This window comes from Pseudomonas sp. s4, assembly GCF_046764235.1.
In the GTDB taxonomy this organism is placed as follows: domain Bacteria; phylum Pseudomonadota; class Gammaproteobacteria; order Pseudomonadales; family Pseudomonadaceae; genus Aquipseudomonas; species Aquipseudomonas asiatica.
The window spans coordinates 746,232-767,849 of record NZ_CP177209.1 but is presented as its reverse complement, the minus strand read 5'-3'; the positions used below and the strand labels follow the sequence as shown (position 1 = coordinate 767,849).

At 64.5% G+C, this 21,618-nt stretch carries 17 protein-coding genes; 11 read left to right on the top strand and 6 right to left on the bottom strand.

Annotated features, from left to right (window positions below; all coding sequences use genetic code 11):
- Positions 1 to 235 precede the first annotated feature (235 nt).
- Positions 236 to 1,573, top strand: a complete 1,338-nt coding sequence (locus ACK56M_RS03580) for an MATE family efflux transporter (RefSeq protein WP_015268819.1) — start codon at positions 236 to 238, stop codon at positions 1,571 to 1,573.
- An 81-nt stretch (positions 1,574 to 1,654) separates the two neighbouring features.
- Here ACK56M_RS03580 and ACK56M_RS03575 read toward each other — a convergent pair whose 3' ends face one another.
- From ACK56M_RS03575 to ACK56M_RS03555, 5 genes are all read right to left on the bottom strand, one after another.
- Positions 1,655 to 2,110 carry an REP-associated tyrosine transposase gene (locus ACK56M_RS03575; protein WP_015268818.1) on the bottom strand — a complete coding sequence of 152 codons (456 nt, stop codon included), beginning with the start codon at positions 2,108 to 2,110 and terminating at the stop codon, positions 1,655 to 1,657.
- Positions 2,111 to 2,344: 234 nt separating this feature from the next.
- Complete coding sequence (speA, locus tag ACK56M_RS03570; protein ID WP_013970716.1) at positions 2,345 to 4,258, bottom strand: arginine decarboxylase; 1,914 nt, start codon at positions 4,256 to 4,258, stop codon at positions 2,345 to 2,347.
- 151 nt (positions 4,259 to 4,409) lie between these two features.
- Positions 4,410 to 4,781 (bottom strand): translation initiation factor Sui1, encoded by a 372-nt coding sequence (locus ACK56M_RS03565; protein ID WP_003257057.1) that lies wholly within the window; start codon positions 4,779 to 4,781, stop codon positions 4,410 to 4,412.
- Between the two features lie 319 nt (positions 4,782 to 5,100).
- A complete protein-coding gene (locus ACK56M_RS03560; protein ID WP_217190798.1) occupies positions 5,101 to 5,637 on the bottom strand; it encodes an NUDIX hydrolase in 537 nt (178 codons plus the stop codon).
- Between the two features lie 2 nt (positions 5,638 to 5,639).
- Complete coding sequence (locus ACK56M_RS03555) at positions 5,640 to 6,707, bottom strand: DUF2333 family protein (RefSeq protein ID WP_013970713.1); 1,068 nt, start codon at positions 6,705 to 6,707, stop codon at positions 5,640 to 5,642.
- 248 nt (positions 6,708 to 6,955) lie between these two features.
- Here ACK56M_RS03555 and ACK56M_RS03550 point away from each other — a divergent pair, with 248 nt between their 5' ends.
- The 6 genes from ACK56M_RS03550 (at position 6,956) to accC (ending at position 15,048) form a co-directional block, all read left to right on the top strand.
- Entirely contained in the window at positions 6,956 to 8,314 is a 1,359-nt protein-coding gene (locus ACK56M_RS03550) for a diguanylate cyclase (RefSeq protein ID WP_015268816.1), read from the top strand.
- A 228-nt stretch (positions 8,315 to 8,542) separates the two neighbouring features.
- On the top strand, positions 8,543 to 10,504 hold the full coding sequence (locus ACK56M_RS03545) for a methyl-accepting chemotaxis protein (protein ID WP_137164940.1): 1,962 nt from the start codon (positions 8,543 to 8,545) through the stop codon (positions 10,502 to 10,504).
- 201 nt (positions 10,505 to 10,705) lie between these two features.
- Positions 10,706 to 12,478, top strand: coding sequence for a protein-disulfide reductase DsbD (locus ACK56M_RS03540; protein WP_411959250.1), 1,773 nt, complete (start codon positions 10,706 to 10,708; stop codon positions 12,476 to 12,478).
- A 179-nt stretch (positions 12,479 to 12,657) separates the two neighbouring features.
- Positions 12,658 to 13,113 (top strand): type II 3-dehydroquinate dehydratase, encoded by a 456-nt coding sequence (gene aroQ / locus ACK56M_RS03535; protein ID WP_003255330.1) that lies wholly within the window; start codon positions 12,658 to 12,660, stop codon positions 13,111 to 13,113.
- Positions 13,114 to 13,213: 100 nt separating this feature from the next.
- Positions 13,214 to 13,675, top strand: coding sequence for an acetyl-CoA carboxylase biotin carboxyl carrier protein (gene accB / locus ACK56M_RS03530; RefSeq protein ID WP_015268813.1), 462 nt, complete (start codon positions 13,214 to 13,216; stop codon positions 13,673 to 13,675).
- 17 nt (positions 13,676 to 13,692) lie between these two features.
- Positions 13,693 to 15,048 carry an acetyl-CoA carboxylase biotin carboxylase subunit gene (gene accC / locus ACK56M_RS03525; RefSeq protein ID WP_003257054.1) on the top strand — a complete coding sequence of 452 codons (1,356 nt, stop codon included), beginning with the start codon at positions 13,693 to 13,695 and terminating at the stop codon, positions 15,046 to 15,048.
- A 174-nt stretch (positions 15,049 to 15,222) separates the two neighbouring features.
- On the opposite strand, the gene ACK56M_RS03520 is transcribed toward accC, so the two are convergent.
- Positions 15,223 to 17,076 (bottom strand): sigma-54-dependent Fis family transcriptional regulator, encoded by a 1,854-nt coding sequence (locus ACK56M_RS03520; protein WP_054572844.1) that lies wholly within the window; start codon positions 17,074 to 17,076, stop codon positions 15,223 to 15,225.
- 282 nt (positions 17,077 to 17,358) lie between these two features.
- Between ACK56M_RS03520 and ACK56M_RS03515 the strand changes: the two genes are divergently transcribed.
- The 4 genes from ACK56M_RS03515 to ACK56M_RS03500 are packed head-to-tail and all read left to right on the top strand — an operon-like array spanning position 17,359 to position 21,573.
- On the top strand, positions 17,359 to 18,414 hold the full coding sequence (locus ACK56M_RS03515; protein ID WP_015268811.1) for an ATP-NAD kinase family protein: 1,056 nt from the start codon (positions 17,359 to 17,361) through the stop codon (positions 18,412 to 18,414).
- Between the two features lie 22 nt (positions 18,415 to 18,436).
- The gene (locus ACK56M_RS03510; protein ID WP_015268810.1) at positions 18,437 to 19,414 is read left to right on the top strand and encodes a thiamine pyrophosphate-dependent dehydrogenase E1 component subunit alpha; all 978 of its coding nucleotides are present in this window, start codon (positions 18,437 to 18,439) and stop codon (positions 19,412 to 19,414) included.
- 33 nt (positions 19,415 to 19,447) lie between these two features.
- On the top strand, positions 19,448 to 20,470 hold the full coding sequence (locus ACK56M_RS03505; RefSeq protein ID WP_013970705.1) for an alpha-ketoacid dehydrogenase subunit beta: 1,023 nt from the start codon (positions 19,448 to 19,450) through the stop codon (positions 20,468 to 20,470).
- Positions 20,467 to 21,573 (top strand): acetoin dehydrogenase dihydrolipoyllysine-residue acetyltransferase subunit, encoded by a 1,107-nt coding sequence (locus ACK56M_RS03500; protein WP_015268809.1) that lies wholly within the window; start codon positions 20,467 to 20,469, stop codon positions 21,571 to 21,573. Before ACK56M_RS03505 ends, ACK56M_RS03500 begins: the two co-directional genes overlap by 4 nt.
- Positions 21,574 to 21,618: the final 45 nt, after the last annotated feature.

Sequence of the window (21,618 nt, the reverse complement as noted above, 5' to 3'; positions counted from 1 at the left end):
GGCAGCGTGTACGTGAGGGCAGCAACTATAGCGCAACTATGGTCGCGCGAATTAGCTGCATGGCCGGTACACTGCTGGCAATTTAGAAAAGCGGGGGGCGCTTTGCGCCCCTTTCGCGACACAAGGTCGCTCCTACAGAGACCGCGGCAACCTGGAAGGCCTTGCGGTTCCTGTAGGAGCGGCCTTGTGTCGCGAAAGGGCTGCGCAGCAGCCCCAGGATTCCCCAGGACGCCCGATGACCTCACTGACCACCGACTGGCAGCACCGCCCCACCCACCACAAGGTCTGGGCCCTGGCCGCGCCGATGATCCTGTCCAACATCTCCGTGCCGCTGGTAGCCCTGGTCGACAGCACGGTCATCGGCCACCTCCCCCACGCCCACCAGTTGGGTGCCGTAGCCGTGGGCGCCACGCTGTTCACCTTCATGGTCGGCCTGATGGGCTTCCTGCGCATGGGCTCCACCGGCTTCGCCGCCCAGGCCGCCGGCCGAGGCGACGGGGCAGCGTTGCGCCAGGTACTGGTACAAGGGCTGTTGCTGGCGGTCGGCTTCGCCCTGCTGATCGGCCTGCTGGCCCTGCCCTTCAGCCAGCTGGCGCTGCACGCGATGCAACCCAGCGCGGCCCTGCAGCAAGCCACCGAAGACTTCTTCCATACCCGCTTGCTTGGCCTGCCCGCGGCACTGGCCAGCTACGCCCTGGTCGGCTGGTTCCTCGGCACCCAGAACGCCAGGGCACCACTGGCCATCCTGCTGACCACCAACCTGCTGAACATCGCCTTGAACCTGTGGTTCGTGCTTGGCCTGGGCTGGGGCGTACTAGGTTCGGCGCGGGCGTCGGTGATTGCAGAATGGAGCGCCGCCCTGCTCGGCCTGGCCCTGACCCGCCCGGCCCTGCGCGCCTACCCGGGGCAGATCGTGTGGGCGGCGCTCAAGCGCTGGCAGGCCTGGCGACCGCTGCTGGCGGTGAACCGCGACATCTTCCTGCGCAGCCTGGCGCTGCAACTGGTGTTCCTGCTGATCACCGTGCAAGGCGCTCGTCTGGGCGAAGCCACCGTGGCGGCCAATGCCCTGCTGCTCAACGGCCTGCTGCTGACTGCCTATGCGCTTGACGGGTTGGCGCACGCGGTAGAGGCCCTGTGCGGCCATGCCATTGGCGCCCGCGACCGCGACACATTGCGCCGCTCGCTGGTGGTGGCCTGTGGCTGGTCGCTGATCATCAGCCTGGGGTTTGCCGGGTTGTTCCTGCTGGGCGGGCACCTGTTCATCGATTTGCAGACCGACATCGAGAGTGTGCGGGCAGCGGCTTATCCGTACCTGCCGTACCTGGCATTGCTGCCGTTGATTGCGGTGTGGAGTTATTTGCTGGATGGCTTGTTCATAGGCGCGACCCGGGCGCGGGAGATGCGTAATGCGATGTTGGTTTCGGTGGTGATTGCGCTGCCCTTGGGGGTGCTCATGAGTGGGTTTGGCAACCATGGGTTGTGGTTGGCGTTTCTCGGGTTCATGGGGTTGCGGGCAGTGACGTTGGGGTGGGTGGGATGGCGGTTGCAGGAAAAAGGTGAGTGGATTCAGTAATGCCGGGGCCGCTTTGCGGCCCATCGCGACGCAAGGCCGCTCCTACATGGAGATGGCCTGGTATCGCGATCACCTGCGGATTCACAGCCACACACAATCCCAATGTGGATAATCACCAGCCCGCCGCACCAGGCCAGCCCGAATGGGATTGGCGATGATGTAGCGGGCAGCGGCCTTTACATCCTCCTCCTTGCGCAGCGCTCGGTCGTAAAAGCCGGGTTGCCAGATGTGCTGTCGCTCGGCACCTGTACGGTAGAGCGCGCAACTGCTTCGCGACTTGAAGGCACACATGAGTTTGCCCAGGCTGGTCGGGCCAAGCTCGATCAGCCAGTGCAAATGGTCCGGCATCAAGACCCAGGCCAGCGAACGGCAACTCCCCTCTCGATCACTCAGCCGCAATTGCTGAATGGCCGAACGCGCAAACCAGAGGTTCTCGAACAACGGGAGGCGATGGCGTGTGATGGTGGTTAGCAGGTAGAGCCGGCCTGGCTCTGAAAAGCGCCCTTGGCGCAAGCGATGGTTGCCGTGACGATCCATGTCGACTTCCTTTGAACATTGCATTCACAGGATAGGCATGGCGATGAAATGCATCGCCGGTGGATCATTACCGAGTATGACGCGGTGAGGGCTGCGCCCTCAGATCGCGACACAAGGCCGCTCCTACAAAAGCTCGCGCCGCGATTTCCCGCGAAACCGCAATTCCATGTGGTTTCGCGGTCCCCTGTAGGAGCGGCCTTGTGTCGCGATGGGCCGCAAAGCGGCCCCCGAGGATCACGACGACAGGTACGAAGACCGGGTCAGACCAAGGCGCAACGCATCCAGGTACTGAGTCCGCTCCCGCGCAGTGATCTTGGCGCTGGCCACCTTGTCACGGTAATGCGTCATCAACTCCTCCGGCGACAGGTGCACATAGCGCAGCATGTCTTCGATGGTGTCGTGGGTCTCGATACCGGCGTGGTACACGCTACCGTCGGCGTTCTGGTAGATGTTCACCGAGTCGGTGTCACCGAACAGGTTGTGCATGTCACCGAGGATTTCCTGGTAGGCACCGACCAGGAACACACCCAGCAAGTAATCCTCGCCCTCCTTCACCGCGTGCACCGGCATGCTGGTCTCGATGCTCTGCTCGTCGACGTACTGGTTGATCTTGCCGTCGGAGTCGCAGGTCAGGTCCTGCAGCACGGCACGACGCATCGGCTCTTCGTCCAGGCGGTGCAGCGGGATGATCGGCAATACCTGGCCGATGGCCCAGGTGTCCGGCAGGCTCTGGAACACCGAGAAGTTGCAGATGTACTTGTCGGCCAGCTTGTCGTTCAGCTCGTCCAGCACCTGGCGGTGCGAGCGCTGGCGGGCTTTCAGCGAGTTGTGCAGGCGGCGGCACACGGCAAAGTAGCACTGCTCGGCCAGGGCCTTCTCGGCCAGGCTGATCTTGCCATCGGCATACTGCGCAGCCACGTCACCCATGTAGTGGGTGGCGCGCCAGTAGGTCTCGGTCACCATCTCGATATCGGTCGGGCCGAGCAGGTCGACCAGCCACTGCACGGTCTCGGGCAGGGCTTCCTTGTTCTCGATGGTCGGCACGTCGTCGTTGTGCTTCTCAACGTCGGTCACCTGGATCACCAGCATGGCGTGGTGGGCGGTCAGCGAACGGCCGCTCTCGGAGAAGATGTGCGGGTGCGGCAGGCCCTGCGCGTCGCAGAATTCCTTGAGCATGCCCACCACCACGCCGGCGTAGTCGTCCATGTCGTAGTTGATCGAGCTGGCATTGCGCGAATGGGTACCGTCGTAGTCCACGCCCAGACCACCGCCAACGTCGATATGGTCGACCGGCAGGCCCAGCGCACGCAGCTCACCGTAGTAACGGATGGCTTCCTTGAAGCCGTGTTGGTAGTCCGCCAGGTTGGCGATCTGCGAGCCCATGTGGAAGTGAAGCAGGCGGATACCTTGGTCCAGGCCGGCATCGCGGAAGCGCTGTACCACCGAAATCAGCTGGGCGGCGGACAAGCCGAACTTGGACTTCTCGCCACCGGTGTCGGCCCACTTGCTCGAGGCCAGCGACGACAGGCGCACGCGCAGGCCGACTTGCGGCTTGACCTTGAGCTCGGCGGCCTCGTCGATCACCAGGGCCACTTCCGACTCTTTCTCGATGACGATGAACACGTTGTGGCCGAGCTTCTGGCCCATCAGCGCCAGGCGGATGAACTCGCGGTCCTTGTAGCCGTTGCAGACGATGGTGCCACCCTTCGGCGCCAGCGCCAGCACTGCCAGCAGCTCAGGCTTGGAGCCGGCTTCCAGGCCAATGGAGACGTTCTGCGTGGCGATGATGTTTTCCACCACCGCTTCCTGCTGGTTGACCTTGATCGGGTACAGCGCGGTGTACTTGCTCTGGTATTCCAGGCGCGCGATGTTGGCATCGAAGGCGCCGGTCAGCTGGCGCACGCGGTCCTGCAGAATGTCGGGGAAGCGCACCAGCAATGGCAGCGACAGGCCGCTCTGGCGCAGTTCGTCGACCTGTTCGAACAGGTCGATCGGTGCGCTTTTCGGGCCGTTGGGGCGTACTTCGACGCGCCCGGCTTCATTGATGGCGAAATAACCAGCGCCCCAATGGCGGATGCCATAAACACTGCGGCTGTCGGCCACGGTCCATTGGCTACCATCGTCTTTGCGTGTGCGTCGTACGGACATTCAAGTCCCCTATAGATAAGTCGAAGACACTGCCCCGCAAGGAGGCGGGCGCAGTGTAAAAGCCAAAAATGACGATTCGTCCGTGCCCTGGATAGACCCTGGTCACGGCAACGAGTTTAGAAAGCACTGGGCAAAAAATCGCGTGGCCGCATCAGCCGCCGGATTTTTTCGCCTTGAAGCCCTGCTTGGTCAGCTCACCGATCAGCAGTTCGACATGGTCGCCCTGGATTTCGATGACCCCATCCTTCAGGGCGCCACCGGTACCACAGCGGCGCTTGAGGGTAGAGGCCAGCTCCTTGAGCTGATCGAGCGGCAGCGGCACGCCGGTGACGGTGGTCACGGTCTTGCCGCCGCGGCCCTTGCTTTCGCGGCGCACACGGGCAATGCCATCGCCTTCGGGGATGACCTGCTGCTTGCAGGTACAGGCATCCACCGGCTGGCTACAGTCGGGGCAGTGCCGACCGGTGTCGGTGGAGTAAACGAGACCGCCAAGGGCGGCGAAGGAAGAAGCTTTCTTGGCCACTTTTGTTCCTCTGTGCTGAGGACAAAAACTGGTCGGCCCCTGGGGGTTGAGCCCGACCGCGAAGCCCCACTCTGGCAGGGGCGGCGCTACTGCCACAAGACCTGCGGCAGCCCGAAAAGGGCGCGCAGTGTAACGATAAATCCCGCTGTTGCTAAGTACTGGAATGCGGCATTTTGCGAATGTTTTGCGACTCCTTTCGACACTGGGGCTGCTTTGCAGCCCGATCGCGACACAAGGCCGCTCCTACAAAGCCCTGCGTACCCCGATCAATGTAGGAGCGGCCTTGTGTCGCGAAAGGACCGCAAAGCGGTCCACGGCGTCATCCCAGGCTGGCTTTATAGCGCTGCAACGCCGCCAACGAGTCCGGGCAATACGGCTTGGTCAGACTTTCTTGCTCAGCCTGCTCCAGGCCAATGAACCGCGCCTCGATCACCTCTTCCGGCTGTAACCGCAACGGCGCATCCGACACCGCCGAATACACCGCACACCACAAGTGGTTATCCGGCTGGTCAAAGTAGAACCGCTCATGAAAACGCAGCTCCACACCGTCGATCCCCAGCTCCTCGGCCAGCTCCCGCGCTGCCGAATCGGCATACGCCTCCCCGGCCGTCACCATGCCGCCTGCCGCCACATCCCAGTAACCCGGGTACAGCGCCTTGCTCAGGGTGCGCCGGTGCACACACAGTTCACCGGCACTGTTGAACAGCAGAATGAACGTGCAACGCCCTATCAGGCCGCGCTCGCGCAGTTCGGCCCGGGGCAAGGCACCCAGCACCCGGTCGGCTTCATCCACCCAGGTGACCAGTTCTCGGTCGGAAGCCGCCCGGTGGGCGGCCTCGTTCGGGCTGATCGCCATCATCAACCCTGCGACAGCAGCTGACGCAGGTCGATGACCGCCGCGTTGGCCCGGGAAATGTAGTTGGCCATGACCAGTGAGTGGTTGGCCCACATGCCGAAGCCGCTGCCGTTGAGCACCATCGGGCTCCACAGGGCTTCCTGCGAGGCTTCCAGCTCACGGATGATCTGGCGCACGCTGACCGTGGCGTTCTTCTTCGCCAGCACGTCGGCAAAGTCCACCTCGATGGCGCGCAGCAGGTGCGACAGCGCCCAGGCCTGGCCACGGGCTTCGTAGAACACGTTGTCGATCTGCAGCCATGGGGTTTCCACCAGCTCCTCGTCCACCTGCGGCGCCTGGCCGGCGACCAGCGACTCGGTCTTCAGCGTGGTGTTGAGCTTGACCCGGCCAACGCTGGCCGACAGGCGCTGCGACAGCGAGCCCAGGCGGGTGGCCACGTCACCCAGCCAGTTGTTCAGGTTGTCGGCACGGGTATAGAAGATTGCGCCCTTGTCGCCGGCAGCCAGACGGGTCTGGTAGCGGGTCAGCGACTTGATGCCCTCTTCGAACTCCGACTCGCTCGACGGCAGGATCCAGCTCTTGTTGTCGAAGTTGAAACGCGGCTCGGCCTTGGCCAGGTCGGCGTCTTCGGTCGACTGCGACTGCGAACGGGCGAAGTCCTTGCGCAAGGCACGGGACAGGTCGCGCACCTGGACCAGCACGCCATATTCCCAGCTCGGCATGTTGTCCATCCACAGCCCTGGCGGGAAGCGGTCGTTGGAAATGTAGCCACCAGGCTTGTTCAGCAAGGTGCCGGCCACGGTCTTGAGGGTTTCGATAGTGGTGTAGCCCACCACCATCTGCTGGCCGGTACGCTCGGCTGCGGCCTGGGCGTTCTGCTGCACCGGGAACAGCTCCGGCTCCTGGCTCCAGTACCAGCCCAGGCCGATGCACACCAGCAGGTACAACCCGATCAGGGTCCCCAGGGCACGGCTCCAGAGGCCGCCAAGATAGCTACGGGCGGCGGCGCCACGGCCGTCGACACGCTCGCGGGGCTCGGCTTTGGCCTCGCGGTTTTTCCAGTCCAGCATGGCTTTGTCCTTAATCAGTCACGACGGTTCAGGGGCTTGGACCACAGGCCTACGCCAGGGTGCCACGGCAAGCCCGCGTGGCAGCACTATAAAGCAGACACCGCCTTACGCATAAGCGACCAATCGGTCAGCAACTGAATATTCGTTCTGGCCGCTTTGTTGACACAGGGCACTCACGCACCTGAAAAGAACTGCTAGCATAGAGCCATCATTGCCCCTGCACACCCCAACCTACAAGTAGCCAGGACATGAGCCAAGCAGCCGAGCCGAGCCCGCTGTGCCCCGCCCAACAGCTGACGCGTAGCGGCCTGCGCAAGGACGACCCGCTCGATCAGGTGCTGCTGCCGCCCCTGCGCAAGCCGGTGTACATCCTGCTGCAGGACCACGAACGCGCCCAGCGCCTGGCCCAGCAACTGGAATTCTTTGGCCTGGTGGTGCAGGCGCTTGCCAGCGCCGCGGCGTTTCAGGCCTCGATCAGCGAATACCCGCCCTCGGCCATCATCATGGATGTCGACTTCAACGGTGCCGGCCAAGGCTTGCTGTTGGCTGCCCAGATGCAGCAGGGGCTGGCCCGACATATACCACTGCTGTTCTTCAGCCATCACGAAACCGACACCCCGACCCGCCTGGCCGCCGTGCGCGCCGGTGGCCAGGACTTCCTCACCGGCACCCTGGAAGCCTCCAGCCTGTTGGAAAAGGTCGAACTGCTGACCAATGCAACCCAGCACGACCCGTTGCGCGTACTGGTCATCGACGACTCACGCACCCAGGCGCTGTACACCGAGCGCGTGCTGGCCAGCGCCGGCATGATCACCCGCAGCCTGACCGACCCGATCCGCACCATGGCCGAGCTGGCTGACTTCCAGCCCGACCTGATCATCCTCGACCTGTACATGCCGGCCTGCACCGGCCCCGAACTGGCCAAGGTGATCCGCCACAGCGACCGTTATGTGAGTGTGCCGATCATCTATCTGTCTGCCGAGGACGACCTGGACAAGCAGCTGGATGCCATGAGCGAAGGCGGTGATGACTTCCTGACCAAGCCGTTTCGCTCACGCCACCTGATCACCACCGTGCGCAACCGCGCCGCCCGCGCCCGGCACCTGAAGGCGCGCATGGTACGCGACAGCCTGACCGGGTTGTACAACCACACCCACATCCTGCAATTGCTGGAAGACTGCAGCTTCCGCGCCCGTCGCGAGCAGCTGCCGTTGTGCTTCGCCATGCTCGACATCGACCACTTCAAGAAGATCAACGACCGCCACGGTCACCCCATGGGCGACCGGGTGATCAAGAGCCTGGCGCTGTTTCTCAAGCAGCGCTTGCGCAAGACCGATTTCATTGGCCGTTACGGCGGTGAAGAGTTCGCCATTGTCATGCCCAATACCGCACTGGACGCGGCGCACAAGGTTCTGGACGAAATCCGCAGGCGCTTTGCCGAGATCCTCTACCCGGCGCAGCCACGGGACTTGCAGTGCACCTTCAGTGCAGGGGTGGTGCAGTTGGATGAGGGGCTGGATGCGCTGACCATGGCCAGTGCGGCGGACGAGGCGCTGTATCGGGCCAAGCATGCCGGGCGTAATTGTGTAGTCCGTGTGGAGCCTTGAGTTTCTTATAGCCTGCACTGGCCTCTTCGCAGCACAAGGCTGCTTCTACAGGTATCGCACGCGCTGTAGGAGCAGCCTTGTGCTGCGAAGAGGCCAGTGCAGGCGGCCACCAATAGAGGCACTGTGCCACTTTTTTATGGCGCCAACCCCCTGTCGTCATCACCCCGTCACAAAATCGCAATAACTTCAGCCACCGACCTCTCCCTCCCCCGCAGGAAGCTCGCGGCTATGCGCCTGAAGTGGCTGACCAATTTCAACACCCTGTTGCTGGTAACCGTGTGTATCGCCCTGGGCGCCACCTTGTGGTGGTCGCAACGGGCCCTGGAGCGCCCCTACCAACTGATGGAGCGCTACCTGGGCCTGTCCCAGCAGTTCCAGAACCAGGCGGCCCGCAACATCCAGGCGTACCTGGGCAGCGGCGATGCCCTGCGCCATGCCGCGGCGATGGAGGCCAACCAGCAGTTGCAGGCCGCGCTGGCCGACTGGCCCAGCGAACTGGCCGACAAACTGCGCCCCAGCCTGGACAGCCTGCAGGCCTTTACCGCCGAGGAGCTGCTGGCCGCCGGCAAGCTGGCCGGCGACCCGCAAGCCCTGCTGCTGCAGGCCGAGCGGGAACTGGGTGCCAACTTCGAACAGATGGCCGGCTACGCCCGCGACAGCGGCAACGCCGACGCAAACCGCTACCTGGTGCCACTGCTCGACGCCACCGTGCACCTCGGTCGCCTGTCGCTGGCCCGGGACAAGCTGGTCAGCAGCGGCCGCCCGGAGCTGGCCGACGAAGTGGAGCGTGAGCTGCAGCTGATCCGTGCCCAGGCCCAGGCGATCGATGCCTTGCCCTTGCTCGGCGTAACCCATACCGCCGAATCCGGTGCCGACGACTTCGCCGCGATGATGGGCCTGGAAACCCAGGCCAGCGCCCAGCAGGAAGACATTGCCGTCGGCCTCAAGCGCGAACTGCAGAGCCTGCTCGGCCGCTACCCGGCCGAGCTGCAGCGCACCCGCGAACAGATCGAGCGCCGCGTCGCCCTGGCCGCCAGCACCGGCCAGCGCCTGGAGGCCGTGCAACAGGCCATTGCGGCGCTGGAGCCCGAGGTACGCGCCCAGCATGCGAAAATTGCCGCTGAAGTGCGAATCATCCAGGGCCTTATGATCGGCCTGATCCTGCTTATCGCCCTGCTGATCGACACCTTGCAACGCCGCCTGGCGCGCACCCTGACCGGCCTGGCCCCTGCCCTGTCGCGCTGGGCCGAGGGTGATTTCGCCGAGGCCATCGCCCTGGGGAGGACCAACCGCGAACTGCGCGACATCCAGGAATCGCTCAACCGCCTGCGTCAGTATCTGGTAGAGCTGGTCGGCACCATACGCCACAACGCCGAGCAGGTGGCTGGCAGCAGCCACGCCCTGGCCGGCATGAGCGCCGCCCTGCATGACGGCGCCGAACGCCAGGCCGGCGACACCGGGCAGATCCGCGATGCCTTGGGTGAACTGGAAGCGACCATCCAGCAAGTGGCCGGCGACGCCAGCGCCGCAGCTGACGCCAGCCGCGATGCCGGGCGTGCAGTGGAGCAGGGCCAGGCGGTGATCGGCCAGAGCCTGTCGGGCTTGCGTGAGTTGGTCGACGAGGTGCAGGGCAACGCCCGCATGATCGAGCAACTGGCGGAGGAGTCGGCCACCATCGGCGGCGTCCTGACGGTGATCCGCTCGATTGCCGAGCAGACCAACCTGCTGGCGCTGAATGCCGCGATCGAAGCGGCCCGCGCCGGTGAGATGGGCCGTGGTTTTGCCGTGGTGGCCGATGAGGTGCGTTCGCTGGCACAGCGCACCACCGGGGCGACCGGCGAGATTCAGGCACTGATCGACCGCTTGCAGCAGGCAGCCAGAAGTTCGGTGGCCGGGATGCGTGCGCAGCTTGAGCATGCCGAGGCCACGGCCAACCAGGCCCAGGCGGCGGACGGGGCGCTGGACGAGATCGTCTGTGCCATTCGCACCATTTCGGACACTGCGGTGCGGATTGCCGATGTCACGGCGCAGCAGAGTGGTGCCGTGAGTGAGATTCGCGACCACAGCGAGCGGATTCATGAGCTGGGTGAGGACAACCTGCAGCGCATTGGCGAGGGGCGCGAGCAAGGCGAGCAGTTGCTGAGCCTGGGTGGTGAACTGAACCGGGCGGTGCGGGCCTTCAGAGTCTAGGTTGGCCTGTACCGGCCTCTTCGCGGGCATGCCCGCTCCCACAGGGATAGCGCATGGCTTGAGGTTTATGCGGACGAGGTGGGTGCGGGTTTACCCGCAGCACATGAGCCAGCGGCCATGTGTCGCCCCCGCCACCAGCATGGCCCCAACCCGCACCAACTCCGCTATCATGCCCAGCACGTTCCACCTCGCGAGTCCGCCATGCGCCGCCTGTTTTTCCTGCTGTTCCTGCTGCTGGCCAGCCCTGCCTTCGCCACGGGCCTGCTCGACAACCGCCCCAGCGCCACCCTCGGCGCAGCTTCGCTGGCCAACAACGCCGACTTCCTGCCGGTACACGAAGCGTTCAAGCTCAGCCTGGTCCAGGCCGATGCGCAAACCATCAAGCTGCGCTTCGTCGCAACCGACGGCTACTACCTCTATCGCCACCGTTTCCAGTTCCGCACCGAACCGGCCGACATTGCCCTGGGCACACCAAGCATCCCCAAGGGCGAGGCCAAGCACGATGAGTTCTTCGGCGATGTCGAGGTGTACCACGGCGTGCTCGATATCGAGCTCCCGCGCAATGACCCGCGCGCCTTCACCCTGCTGGTGGGCTACCAGGGCTGCGCCGACAAAGGCCTGTGCTACCCGCCAGAAACCGCACGCCTGAGCATCGATGGCGAAGGCGGCAAAAGCACCCCGGCCGGCGGTGAACACGCCTGGACCTGGAAGTCGCTGCTGCTGTTCTTCCTCGCTGGGGTCGGCCTGACGTTCACCCCCTGCGTGCTGCCGATGCTGCCGATCCTTTCCGGCGTGGTGCTGCGCGGCCAGGCTGGCGGCCTGCGCGGTTTGGCGTTGTCGCTGGCCTATGTGCTGCCGATGGCGGCCAGCTTCGCGGTACTCGGTGCGTTGATGGGGTTGTTCGGCGCCGGCCTGAACCTGCAGGCGCGCCTGCAGTCGGCCTGGGTACTGGTGCCCTTCGCGCTGTTTTTCGTGGTATTTGCCCTGGCCATGTTCGGCCTGTTCGAACTGAAACTGCCGCAAGCCCTGAGCAACCGCCTGAACAATGTGGCCAGCCACACCCGGGGCGGCTCGCTGCTGGGCGCGGCAATACTGGGCGTACTCTCCAGCCTGCTGGTTTCGCCCTGTGTGTCGGCGCCGCTGGCCGGTGCGCTGCTGTACATCAGCGCCAGCGGCGATGCCCTGGGCGGCGCACTCAAGCTGTTCGCCCTAGGCCTGGGCATGGGCGCACCATTGCTGCTGGTGGCTACCGGTGGCGCGGCCTGGCTGCCGAAAAGCGGCCCTTGGCTGAACACGGTGAAGAACGCCATCGGCGTCCTGCTGCTGGGCTTGGCCATCGGTTTGCTCAGCCGTGTGCTGCCAGGCCCGCTGACCTTGCTGCTGGTCGGTTTCCTCGCCGCCGGCGTGGCGCTGTTCCTCGGTGCCCTCGAATTTGTCGTCAAGACCGCGCGCCAGCGCCTGGCCCAACTGCTCGGCCTGGCCCTGCTGGTGTACGCCCTGGCCTGCTGGTACGGCGCCCTCAGCGGCCACGGCGACCCACTGCGCCCGCTGCCGCCGGCAACCCTTGTGGCCACCGGCAACGGGCCCGCGGTGCAGGCGGATAGCTGGCAGACGATCACTACCCCCGCCGCACTGGACGCTGCCCTGGCCCAGGCCAAGGCAGCCGGCCAGCCGGTGCTCTTGGACTGGTACGCCGACTGGTGCATCAGTTGCAAGGTGATCGAACGCGAGGTGCTCACCACGCCGCAGGTGCAAGCGCAACTGGCCGGCTTCAAGCTGCTGCGTTTTGACATCACCGAAAGCAATGCCGAACAACGCAGCCTGCTCGATCGCTACCGGCTGTTCGGCCCGCCCGCCCTGCTGTTCTTTGCCGCGAACGGTAGCGAAATAACCGCTAATCGGGTCATTGGCGAGATAAATGCCAGTGAATTTGCGCAAATTCTCACACGCGTGCGCGGTAAAGTCGGTCTATAACTTCCCGCGAGCTGTGAAAAATCCAGAAATCAGTGACCAAATTTAATTATTTGGTCACATACTTCGCGCGAACCTCGGACATCGTGCTGGCTATTGCCGGGAACTGGACACTTGCCGTCGCTTTACGGCACACTCGCCGCGCTGTGTCGAATTGCCCTACAAATCCAAGGAATCCGCAGATGGCAACGCTACTGGTGCTTCACGGCCCCAACCTCAACCTGCTCGGTACCCGCGAGCCTGGCCACTACGGCGCCGTGACCCTGGCCCAGATCAACCAGGACCTGGAGCAACGTGCCCGCGCCGCAGGCCACCATCTGCAGTACCTGCAGAGCAACGCCGAATACGAACTGATCGACCGCATTCACGCCGCACGCAACGAGGGTGTGGACTTCATCCTGATCAATCCGGCTGCTTTCACCCACACAAGCGTCGCATTACGTGACGCATTGCTTGCGGTGAGCATCCCATTCATCGAAGTGCACCTGTCCAACGTGCACAAACGCGAACCGTTCCGCCACCACTCCTACTTTTCCGATGTTGCAGTAGGGGTGATTTGCGGCCTGGGCGCCAGCGGTTATCGCCTGGCCCTGGAGTCCGCGCTGGAACAACTGGCTGCCAACGCACAGCCCAAATGATGAAAACCCTGGCCTCAGTGGGCCAGGGTTCGAGAGAAACGTTTCAGATACGTTTTTTTGTATTTCGCCCCCTGACCGAACCTTTGGGAGTTGATGATTAATGGATATCCGTAAAGTCAAGAAACTGATCGAGCTGCTGGAAGAGTCTGGCATCGACGAACTGGAGATCAAGGAAGGCGAAGAGTCGGTCCGTATCAGCCGTCACAGCAAGACCCCGGCTGCCCAGCAGTACTTCGCACCGGCTCCGGTAGCCGCTGCTCCTGTTGCTGCCCCGGTCGCCGCTGCCGCTCCGGCCGCTGAAGCCGCTGCCGCCGCCCCGGCCCTGAAAGGCACCGTGATCCGCTCGCCGATGGTAGGTACCTTCTACCGCAAGCCTTCGCCGACCTCGCCGAACTTCGCTGAAGTTGGCCAGACCGTGAAGAAAGGCGACACCCTGTGCATCGTCGAAGCCATGAAGATGATGAACCACATCGAAGCCGATGTTGGCGGTGTCATCGACGCCATCCTGGTAGAAGACGGCCAACCGGTTGAGTTCGACCAGCCGCTGTTCACCGTCGTTTGAATCGCGGAGAGCCAACGATGTCTGGGAAGCTCGAAAAAGTCCTGATAGCCAACCGCGGGGAAATTGCCCTGCGGATCCTGCGTGCCTGCAAAGAGCTGGGTATCAAGACAGTCGCCGTGCACTCCACCGCCGACCGTGAACTGATGCACCTGGGCCTGGCAGACGAGTCGGTCTGCATCGGCCCTGCATCGTCCAAGGATTCCTACCTGCATATCCCGGCGATCATCGCTGCCGCCGAAGTGACCGGCGCCACCGCGATCCACCCGGGCTACGGCTTCCTGGCGGAAAACGCCGATTTCGCCGAGCAGGTGGAAAAATCCGGTTTCGCCTTCATCGGCCCGAAAGCCGACACCATTCGCCTGATGGGCGACAAGGTTTCGGCCAAGGACGCGATGATCAAGTCGGGCGTACCGACTGTGCCGGGCTCCGATGGCCCGCTGCCGGAAGATGAAGAAGTCGCCCTGGCGATTGCTCGTGACGTCGGCTACCCAGTGATCATCAAGGCCGCCGGTGGCGGTGGTGGTCGCGGCATGCGCGTGGTGCACAAGGAAGAGGACCTGATTTCCTCGGCCAAGCTCACCCGTACCGAAGCCGGTGCAGCCTTCGGCAACCCGATGGTCTACCTGGAGAAGTTCCTGACCAACCCACGCCACGTGGAAGTCCAGGTACTGTCCGACGGCCAGGGCAACGCCATTCACCTGGGCGACCGTGACTGCTCGCTGCAGCGCCGTCACCAGAAGGTACTGGAAGAAGCGCCAGCCCCGGGCATCGACGAGAAAGCCCGTCAGGAAGTGTTCAAGCGCTGCGTCGATGCGTGCATCGAGATCGGCTACCGTGGTGCGGGTACTTTCGAGTTCCTGTACGAGAACGGCCGCTTCTACTTCATCGAGATGAACACCCGCGTGCAGGTTGAGCACCCGGTGTCGGAGATGGTGACCGGTATCGACATCGTCAAGGAGATGCTGAGCATCGCCGCTGGCAACAAGCTGTCGTTCCGCCAGGAAGACGTGGTCATCCGTGGCCATGCGCTGGAATGCCGTATCAACGCCGAAGACCCGAAGAAGTTCATCCCGAGCCCAGGCAAGGTGAAGCACTTCCACGCCCCGGGTGGCAACGGCGTGCGTGTTGATTCGCACCTGTACAGCGGTTACTCGGTTCCGCCGAACTACGACTCGCTGATCGGCAAGCTGATCACCTACGGCAAGGACCGCGACGAAGCCATGGCGCGCATGCGCAATGCCCTGGACGAGATCGTCGTCGACGGCATCAAGACCAACATCCCGCTGCACCGCGACCTGGTGCGTGATGAAGGTTTCTGCAAAGGCGGCGTCAACATTCACTACCTCGAGCACAAACTGGCCAGCCAGGAGTGATCGCGTAGTGTGATGTACTGAAAACCCCGGACTTGTTCCGGGGTTTTTTATTGCCTGTCAGGGCCTCATCGCCGGCAAGCCAGCTCCCACAGGGATTGCACACGGCTTGAGGTCTATGCGGTCGAGGTGGGAGCTGGCTTGCCGGCGATTGGGCTGCAAAGCAGCCCCCGGGTCCTACCCCTTCATCCGCGGCATCTCGATGTGGTGCTCATGCACCCGCCGGTACAAAGTTGCCCGCGATATCCCCAGAGCCCGCGCCGCATCGGCCGGCTTCCAGCGATGGCGGATCAGCGCATCCAGCAGCAACTGCCGGGCCGGACAGGACATGCTGCTTTCAGCCGATGCGACTACCTCGCCGCGCACCTCCTGCGGCAGGTCCTGCATCTGCACCTGCCCGCCCTCACTCACCGCACAGGCATAGCGCAACACCTGCCGCAGCTGGCGCAAGTTCCCCGGCCAGCGATAGACCAGCAGCGCCTGCAGCGCATCATCCGCCAACATCACCTCGACCCCGCAGGCCTCGGCCTCCTCGACCAGCAACTGGTGAATCAACCCCAAGCGGTCCTCACGCTCGCGCAGCGGCGGCAATTCGAAGCGGGCATTGGCCAGGCGGAAGTAAAGATCCTCGCGAAAACGCCCATCCTCCACCATCGCCGCCAAATCGCGGTGGGTCGCGCAAATCACCTGGATATCCACCCGCTCCCGCCGCGCCGCGCCCAGCGGCGCCACTTCACCCTCCGCCAGCACGCGCAGCAACCGGGTTTGCAGGTTCAGCGGCATGTCACCGATTTCGTCGAGGAACAGCGTGCCGCCATCGGCCTGCTGCAACAGCCCCTGCATACCTTTGCTGGAAGCCCCGGTGAAGGCCCCGGCCACATAGCCGAACAGCTCGCTCTCGATCAGGCTTTCCGGGATGGCCGCGCAGTTCAGGGTGACGAACGGGCCATCGCGACGCAGGCTTTGCTGATGCAGCTGGCGGGCGAACACCTCTTTGCCAGCCCCCGTCTCGCCTTGTACAAGCACCGCCAGATTGCAGTCCTTGACCCGCGTGGCCAGGCGCAGATGCTGCTCGATACGGGCGTCCTGGGCCTGGCGCAACGGCTGCGCACGCTGGCGCTGGCGGGGGGCGCTGACCCGGCCGTACAGCCCACCCAGGCCCGGCAGGCGTTGCGCAGACGATGCGTTCACGCGGCGCAGCTGATCCATGTCGAACAGCTCGCCAATGTGCTCGGGCAAACGCCCCAAATGCTCCACCAGGCGCTGGCGCGCCAGGCTGTTGATCGCCTGCAGACGGCCATCGCCATCCCAGGCCAGCAGGTAGTCGGGCTGGCTTTCCACATAGCCCGGCGTGCCATGGGCACGCATTACCCAATGGCCCTGGGCACTGTGCATGAAGAAGGCATTTTCGATCTCGCGCGCAGTCTGCTCGACCAATTGGCGGATCAGGTGCTGGCTGCGGCGGTCGTCCGGCGACTGCAAGGCCGAGACATCCACCACGCCCAGCAACTCGCCCAGCGGGTCGAACACCGGTGCCGCCGTACAGGTCAGGCCAATGAACGCGGCGCGGAAGTGGTCGCGCTTGTGCACCGTGACCGGCGCCTTGCTGGTCAACACCGCCGCCACGCCGCAGGTGCCCTCCTCGCCCTCCGACCAGCAGGTGCCCAGGTACAGCCCGGCCTTGCGGCAGTCGTTGCGGATGGCAGACTCGACCCGATAATCGATGGTGCGCCCCAAGGCGTCGGTGAGCAGCACGCAGTAGTCGGCACCGCGCACCCGCTCATGCAGGCGGGCCACGGCATCGCTGGCGATACGCAGGAACAGTTCGGCGCGCTCACGGCACTCGTTGAGCAGGCTTTGGGACAGAATGCGCGGCCCCTGCTGGGACCCGGGGTCGAGGCGGTACAGCTCCATGGAACGGCGCCATGAATCGAGAATCAGCGGTGGCACCGGCGCCTGCGGCAGGCGGTCGGCATTCTTCAGCACCCTGCTGACGCAGTCGACATGGGCTCGGGAGTTCGCGGCAAGCATTCAGGCCCTCCGGTTCTCGTTGCTGTTTTTATCGTTGTCCGGCCATTAAGCGCTTCCGGGCATGCCCCGACAAGCACTGCGTGATTACCGGCCGGCTTGAGACGCAGCGTCTCAGCGTCTCGGCCATGCCATACCTCGGCTGGCACCCGGCGTCTCGCCAGCCCGGCCATACGTTCCGGCCAGAGCGCAACGAAACCGCTCTGCCCCGGTGATTTCAGCCAACCCAAGGAAAACTGGCACCGCGCTTGCTCCGGCACTGGCAAACAAGAAACGAGGTGCGCCATGCCGCTACCCGCCCCAACTGTCGGCATCATTGCCAACCCTGCCTCCGGCCGCGACCTGCGCCGCCTGACTGCCAATGCCGGGCTCTATTCGAGTACCGACAAGGCATCGGCGATCCAGCGCCTGCTCGCTGCCTTCGGTGCTACCGGCATCGGCCAGGTGCTGCTGCCCAGCGACATGACCGGCATCGCCGCTGCCGTGCTCAAGGCCAGCCAGGGCCCGGTCGCCCATGACCAGCACTGGCCGGCCATCGAAATCCTCGACCTGCCGCTGACCCAGACTGTTGCCGATACCCGCCTGGCCACCCGCCAAATGGTCGAGCGCGGTGTGGCGATGATCGCCGTGCTTGGCGGCGACGGCACCCACAAGGCAGTCGCTGCCGAGGCCGGGGACGTGCCGCTGCTGACCTTGTCCACCGGCACCAACAATGCCTTCCCCGAACTGCGCGAGGCCACCAGCGCCGGCCTGGCCGGCGGCCTGCTTGCCAGCGGACGGGTACCAGCCAGCATCGGCCTGCGCCGCAACAAGCGCCTGCTGGTGAAGGTGCCCGAACAACAGCTTGCCGAATGGGCACTGGTGGAGGTGGCGGTGTCGCCTCAGCGCTTCATCGGCGCTCGGGCACTGAGCCGCAGCGAAGACCTTTGCGAAGTCTTCGCGTGTTTCGCCGAACCCCATGCCATCGGCCTCTCGGCCCTGTGCGGCCTGTGGTGCCCGGTCTCGCGCCAGGACCCGCACGGTGCCTGGGTACGCCTGAACCCCGGTGCCGAACAAGCGCTGCTCGCACCGCTGGCACCCGGCCTGTTGCAAGGCTGCGGCATCACCGCCAGCGGCGCCCTGACGCCCGGCGTAGCCCATCGCCTGAGCCTGGCCAGCGGCACCCTGGCGCTGGACGGCGAGCGCGAAATCGAATTCGCCGAGCATGACAGCCCCACCATCACCCTCGACCACCAAGGCCCATTGAGCGTGGACGTCGAGGCCGTACTGGCGCACGCCGCCCGCCATCACTTGCTGGCCGTGCCCCGTGGCCATCGGCTGCACCCTGCAAACCCGTGTTGAGACAACCCCGGAGAACAACAAGATGTCCAATCAACTCAGTACCGAACAACTGCTGCATGCCTATGAAGTGATGCGCACTATCCGTGCCTTCGAAGAACGCCTGCACGTCGAGTTCGCCACCGGCGAGATCCCTGGCTTCGTGCACCTGTATGCCGGCGAGGAGGCTTCCGCCGCCGGAGTCATGGCCCACCTGCGCGATAGCGACTGTATCGCCTCGACCCACCGCGGCCACGGCCACTGCATCGCCAAGGGTGTGGACGTATACGGCATGATGGCCGAGATCTACGGCAAGAAGACCGGCGTGTGCGGCGGCAAGGGCGGTTCGATGCACATCGCCGACCTGGAAAAAGGCATGCTCGGCGCCAACGGCATCGTCGGTGCCGGCGCTCCGCTGGTGGCCGGGGCGGCGCTGGCGGCCAAGATCAAAGGCCGCGACGATGTATCGGTGGCCTTCTTCGGCGATGGCGCCTCCAACGAAGGCGCCGTGTTCGAAGCCATGAACATGGCCTCGATCATGAACCTGCCGTGCATCTTCGTGGCCGAGAACAACGGCTACGCCGAAGCCACCGCCTCGACCTGGTCGGTTGCCTGCGACCATATCGCCGATCGCGCGGCCGGGTTCGGCATGCCCGGTGTCACCATCGACGGTTTCGACTTCTTTGCCGTGTACGAGGCCGCCGGCGCTGCCATCGAACGTGCGCGTTCCGGGCAAGGCCCGTCGCTGATCGAGGTCAAGCTCAGCCGCTACTACGGCCATTTCGAAGGCGATGCACAAACCTACCGCGCCCCGGACGAAGTGAAGAACCTGCGCGAATCCCGCGACTGCCTCATGCAGTTCCGCAACAAGACCACCCGCGCCGGCCTGCTCACGGCTGCGCAACTGGACGCCATCGACGCCCGCGTCGAGGACCTGATCGAAGACGCCGTGCGCCGCGCCAAGTCCGATCCCAAGCCACAGCCCGCCGACCTGCTCACCGACGTCTACGTCGCCTACCCCTGAGCCGCGGATTACAAGAACAACAGGAGAATCACCATGGCAAGAAAGATCAGCTACCAGCAGGCCATCAACGAAGCCCTGGCCCAGGAAATGCGCCGCGACAACACTGTATTCATAATTGGCGAAGACGTTGCCGGCGGCGCCGGTGCCCCCGGCGAGGATGACGCCTGGGGGGGCGTGCTGGGCGTGACCAAGGGCCTTTACCATCAGTTCCCGGGGCGCGTGCTCGACGCACCGCTGTCGGAAATCGGCTACGTCGGCGCTGCCGTCGGTGCTGCCACCCAGGGCCTGCGCCCGGTGTGCGAGCTGATGTTCGTCGACTTCGCCGGCTGCTGCCTGGACCAGATCCTCAACCAGGCCGCCAAGTTCCGCTACATGTTCGGCGGCAAGGCGGTAACCCCGCTGGTGATGCGCACCATGTACGGCGCCGGCCTGCGCGCGGCGGCCCAGCACTCGCAGATGCTCACCTCGCTGTGGACGCACATTCCCGGCCTGAAGGTGGTCTGCCCGTCCTCGCCGTACGATGCCAAGGGCCTGTTGATACAGGCGATCCGCGACAACGACCCGGTGATCTTCTGCGAGCACAAGCTGCTCTACAGCATGCAGGGAGAGGTGCCGGAAGAGGTGTACACCGTACCGTTCGGTGAGGCCAACTTCCTGCGTGATGGCGACGACGTGACCCTGGTCACCTATGGCCGCATGGTGCATGTGGCGCTGGAGGCCGCCAACAACCTGGCCCGCCAGGGTATCGACTGCGAAGTGCTGGACCTGCGCACCACCAGCCCGCTGGATGAGGACAGCATCCTGGAAAGCGTGGAAAAGACCGGCCGCCTGGTGGTGATCGACGAAGCCAACCCGCGTTGCTCCATGGCCACCGACATCAGCGCGCTGGTGGCACAGAAGGCCTTCGGCGCGCTCAAGGGCCCGATCGAAATGGTCACCGCCCCGCATACTCCTGTGCCGTTCTCCGATGCACTGGAAGACCTGTACATCCCTGACGCGGCGAAGATCGAGGCTGCGGTACGCAAAGTGATCGAAGCCGCAAGGAGTGCCGCATGAGCCAGATCCATACCCTGACCATGCCCAAGTGGGGCCTGTCGATGACCGAGGGCCGGGTGGATACCTGGCTGAAGCAGGAAGGTGACGAAATCAACAAGGGCGACGAGGTGCTGGACGTCGAGACCGACAAGATCAGCAGCAGCGTCGAAGCCCCGTTCAGCGGTGTGTTGCGCCGCCAGGTGGCCAGGCCTGATGAAACCCTGCCGGTCGGTGCCCTGCTGGCGGTGGTGGTGGAAGGCGAAGCCGAAGAAGCCGAAATCGATGCCGTGGTGCAGCGCTTCCAGGCCGAGTTCGTCGCCGAGGGGGGCGCCGACCAGGCCCAAGGGCCAGCGCCACAGAAGGCTGAAGTGGCTGGCCGGCAGTTGCGCTGGTTCGAGCTCGGTGAAGGCGGCACGCCGCTGGTGCTGGTGCACGGTTTTGGTGGCGACCTCAACAACTGGCTGTTCAACCACCCGGCGCTGTCTGCCGAGCGACGGGTAATCGCCCTCGACCTGCCGGGCCATGGCGAGTCGGCCAAGGCCCTGCAACGGGGCGACCTGGATGAGTTGAGCGAAACCGTACTGGCCCTGCTCGACCACCTGGACATCGCCAAGGCCCACCTGGCCGGCCACTCCATGGGCGGCGCGGTCAGCCTGAACGTGGCGCGCCTGGCGCCGCAACGGGTGGCCAGCCTGAGCCTGGTGGCCAGTGCCGGGCTGGGCGAGGAGATCAACGGACAGTACCTGCAAGGCTTCGTCGCTGCCGCCAACCGCAATGCCCTCAAACCGCAGATGGTACAGCTGTTTGCCGACCCCGCACTGGTAACGCGGCAGATGCTGGAGGACATGCTCAAGTTCAAGCGCCTGGAAGGCGTGGACGACGCGTTGCGCCTGTTGGCATCGGCCATCGCCGACGGCGACCGGCAGCGCCACGACCTGCGCGGGGTGCTGGGACAACACCCGGCCCTGGTGGTGTGGGGCGGCAAGGACGCGATCATCCCGGCCAGCCATGCCGAAGGGCTGGAGGCTGAAGTGCTGGTGCTGCCCGAGGCTGGCCACATGGTGCAAATGGAGGCGGCCGAACAGGTCAACCAGCAACTGCTCGCGTTCCTGCGCAAGCACTAAGCCCTTTCCGTGAGCCTGGAGAACAACAATGAACGACCTGAGCCA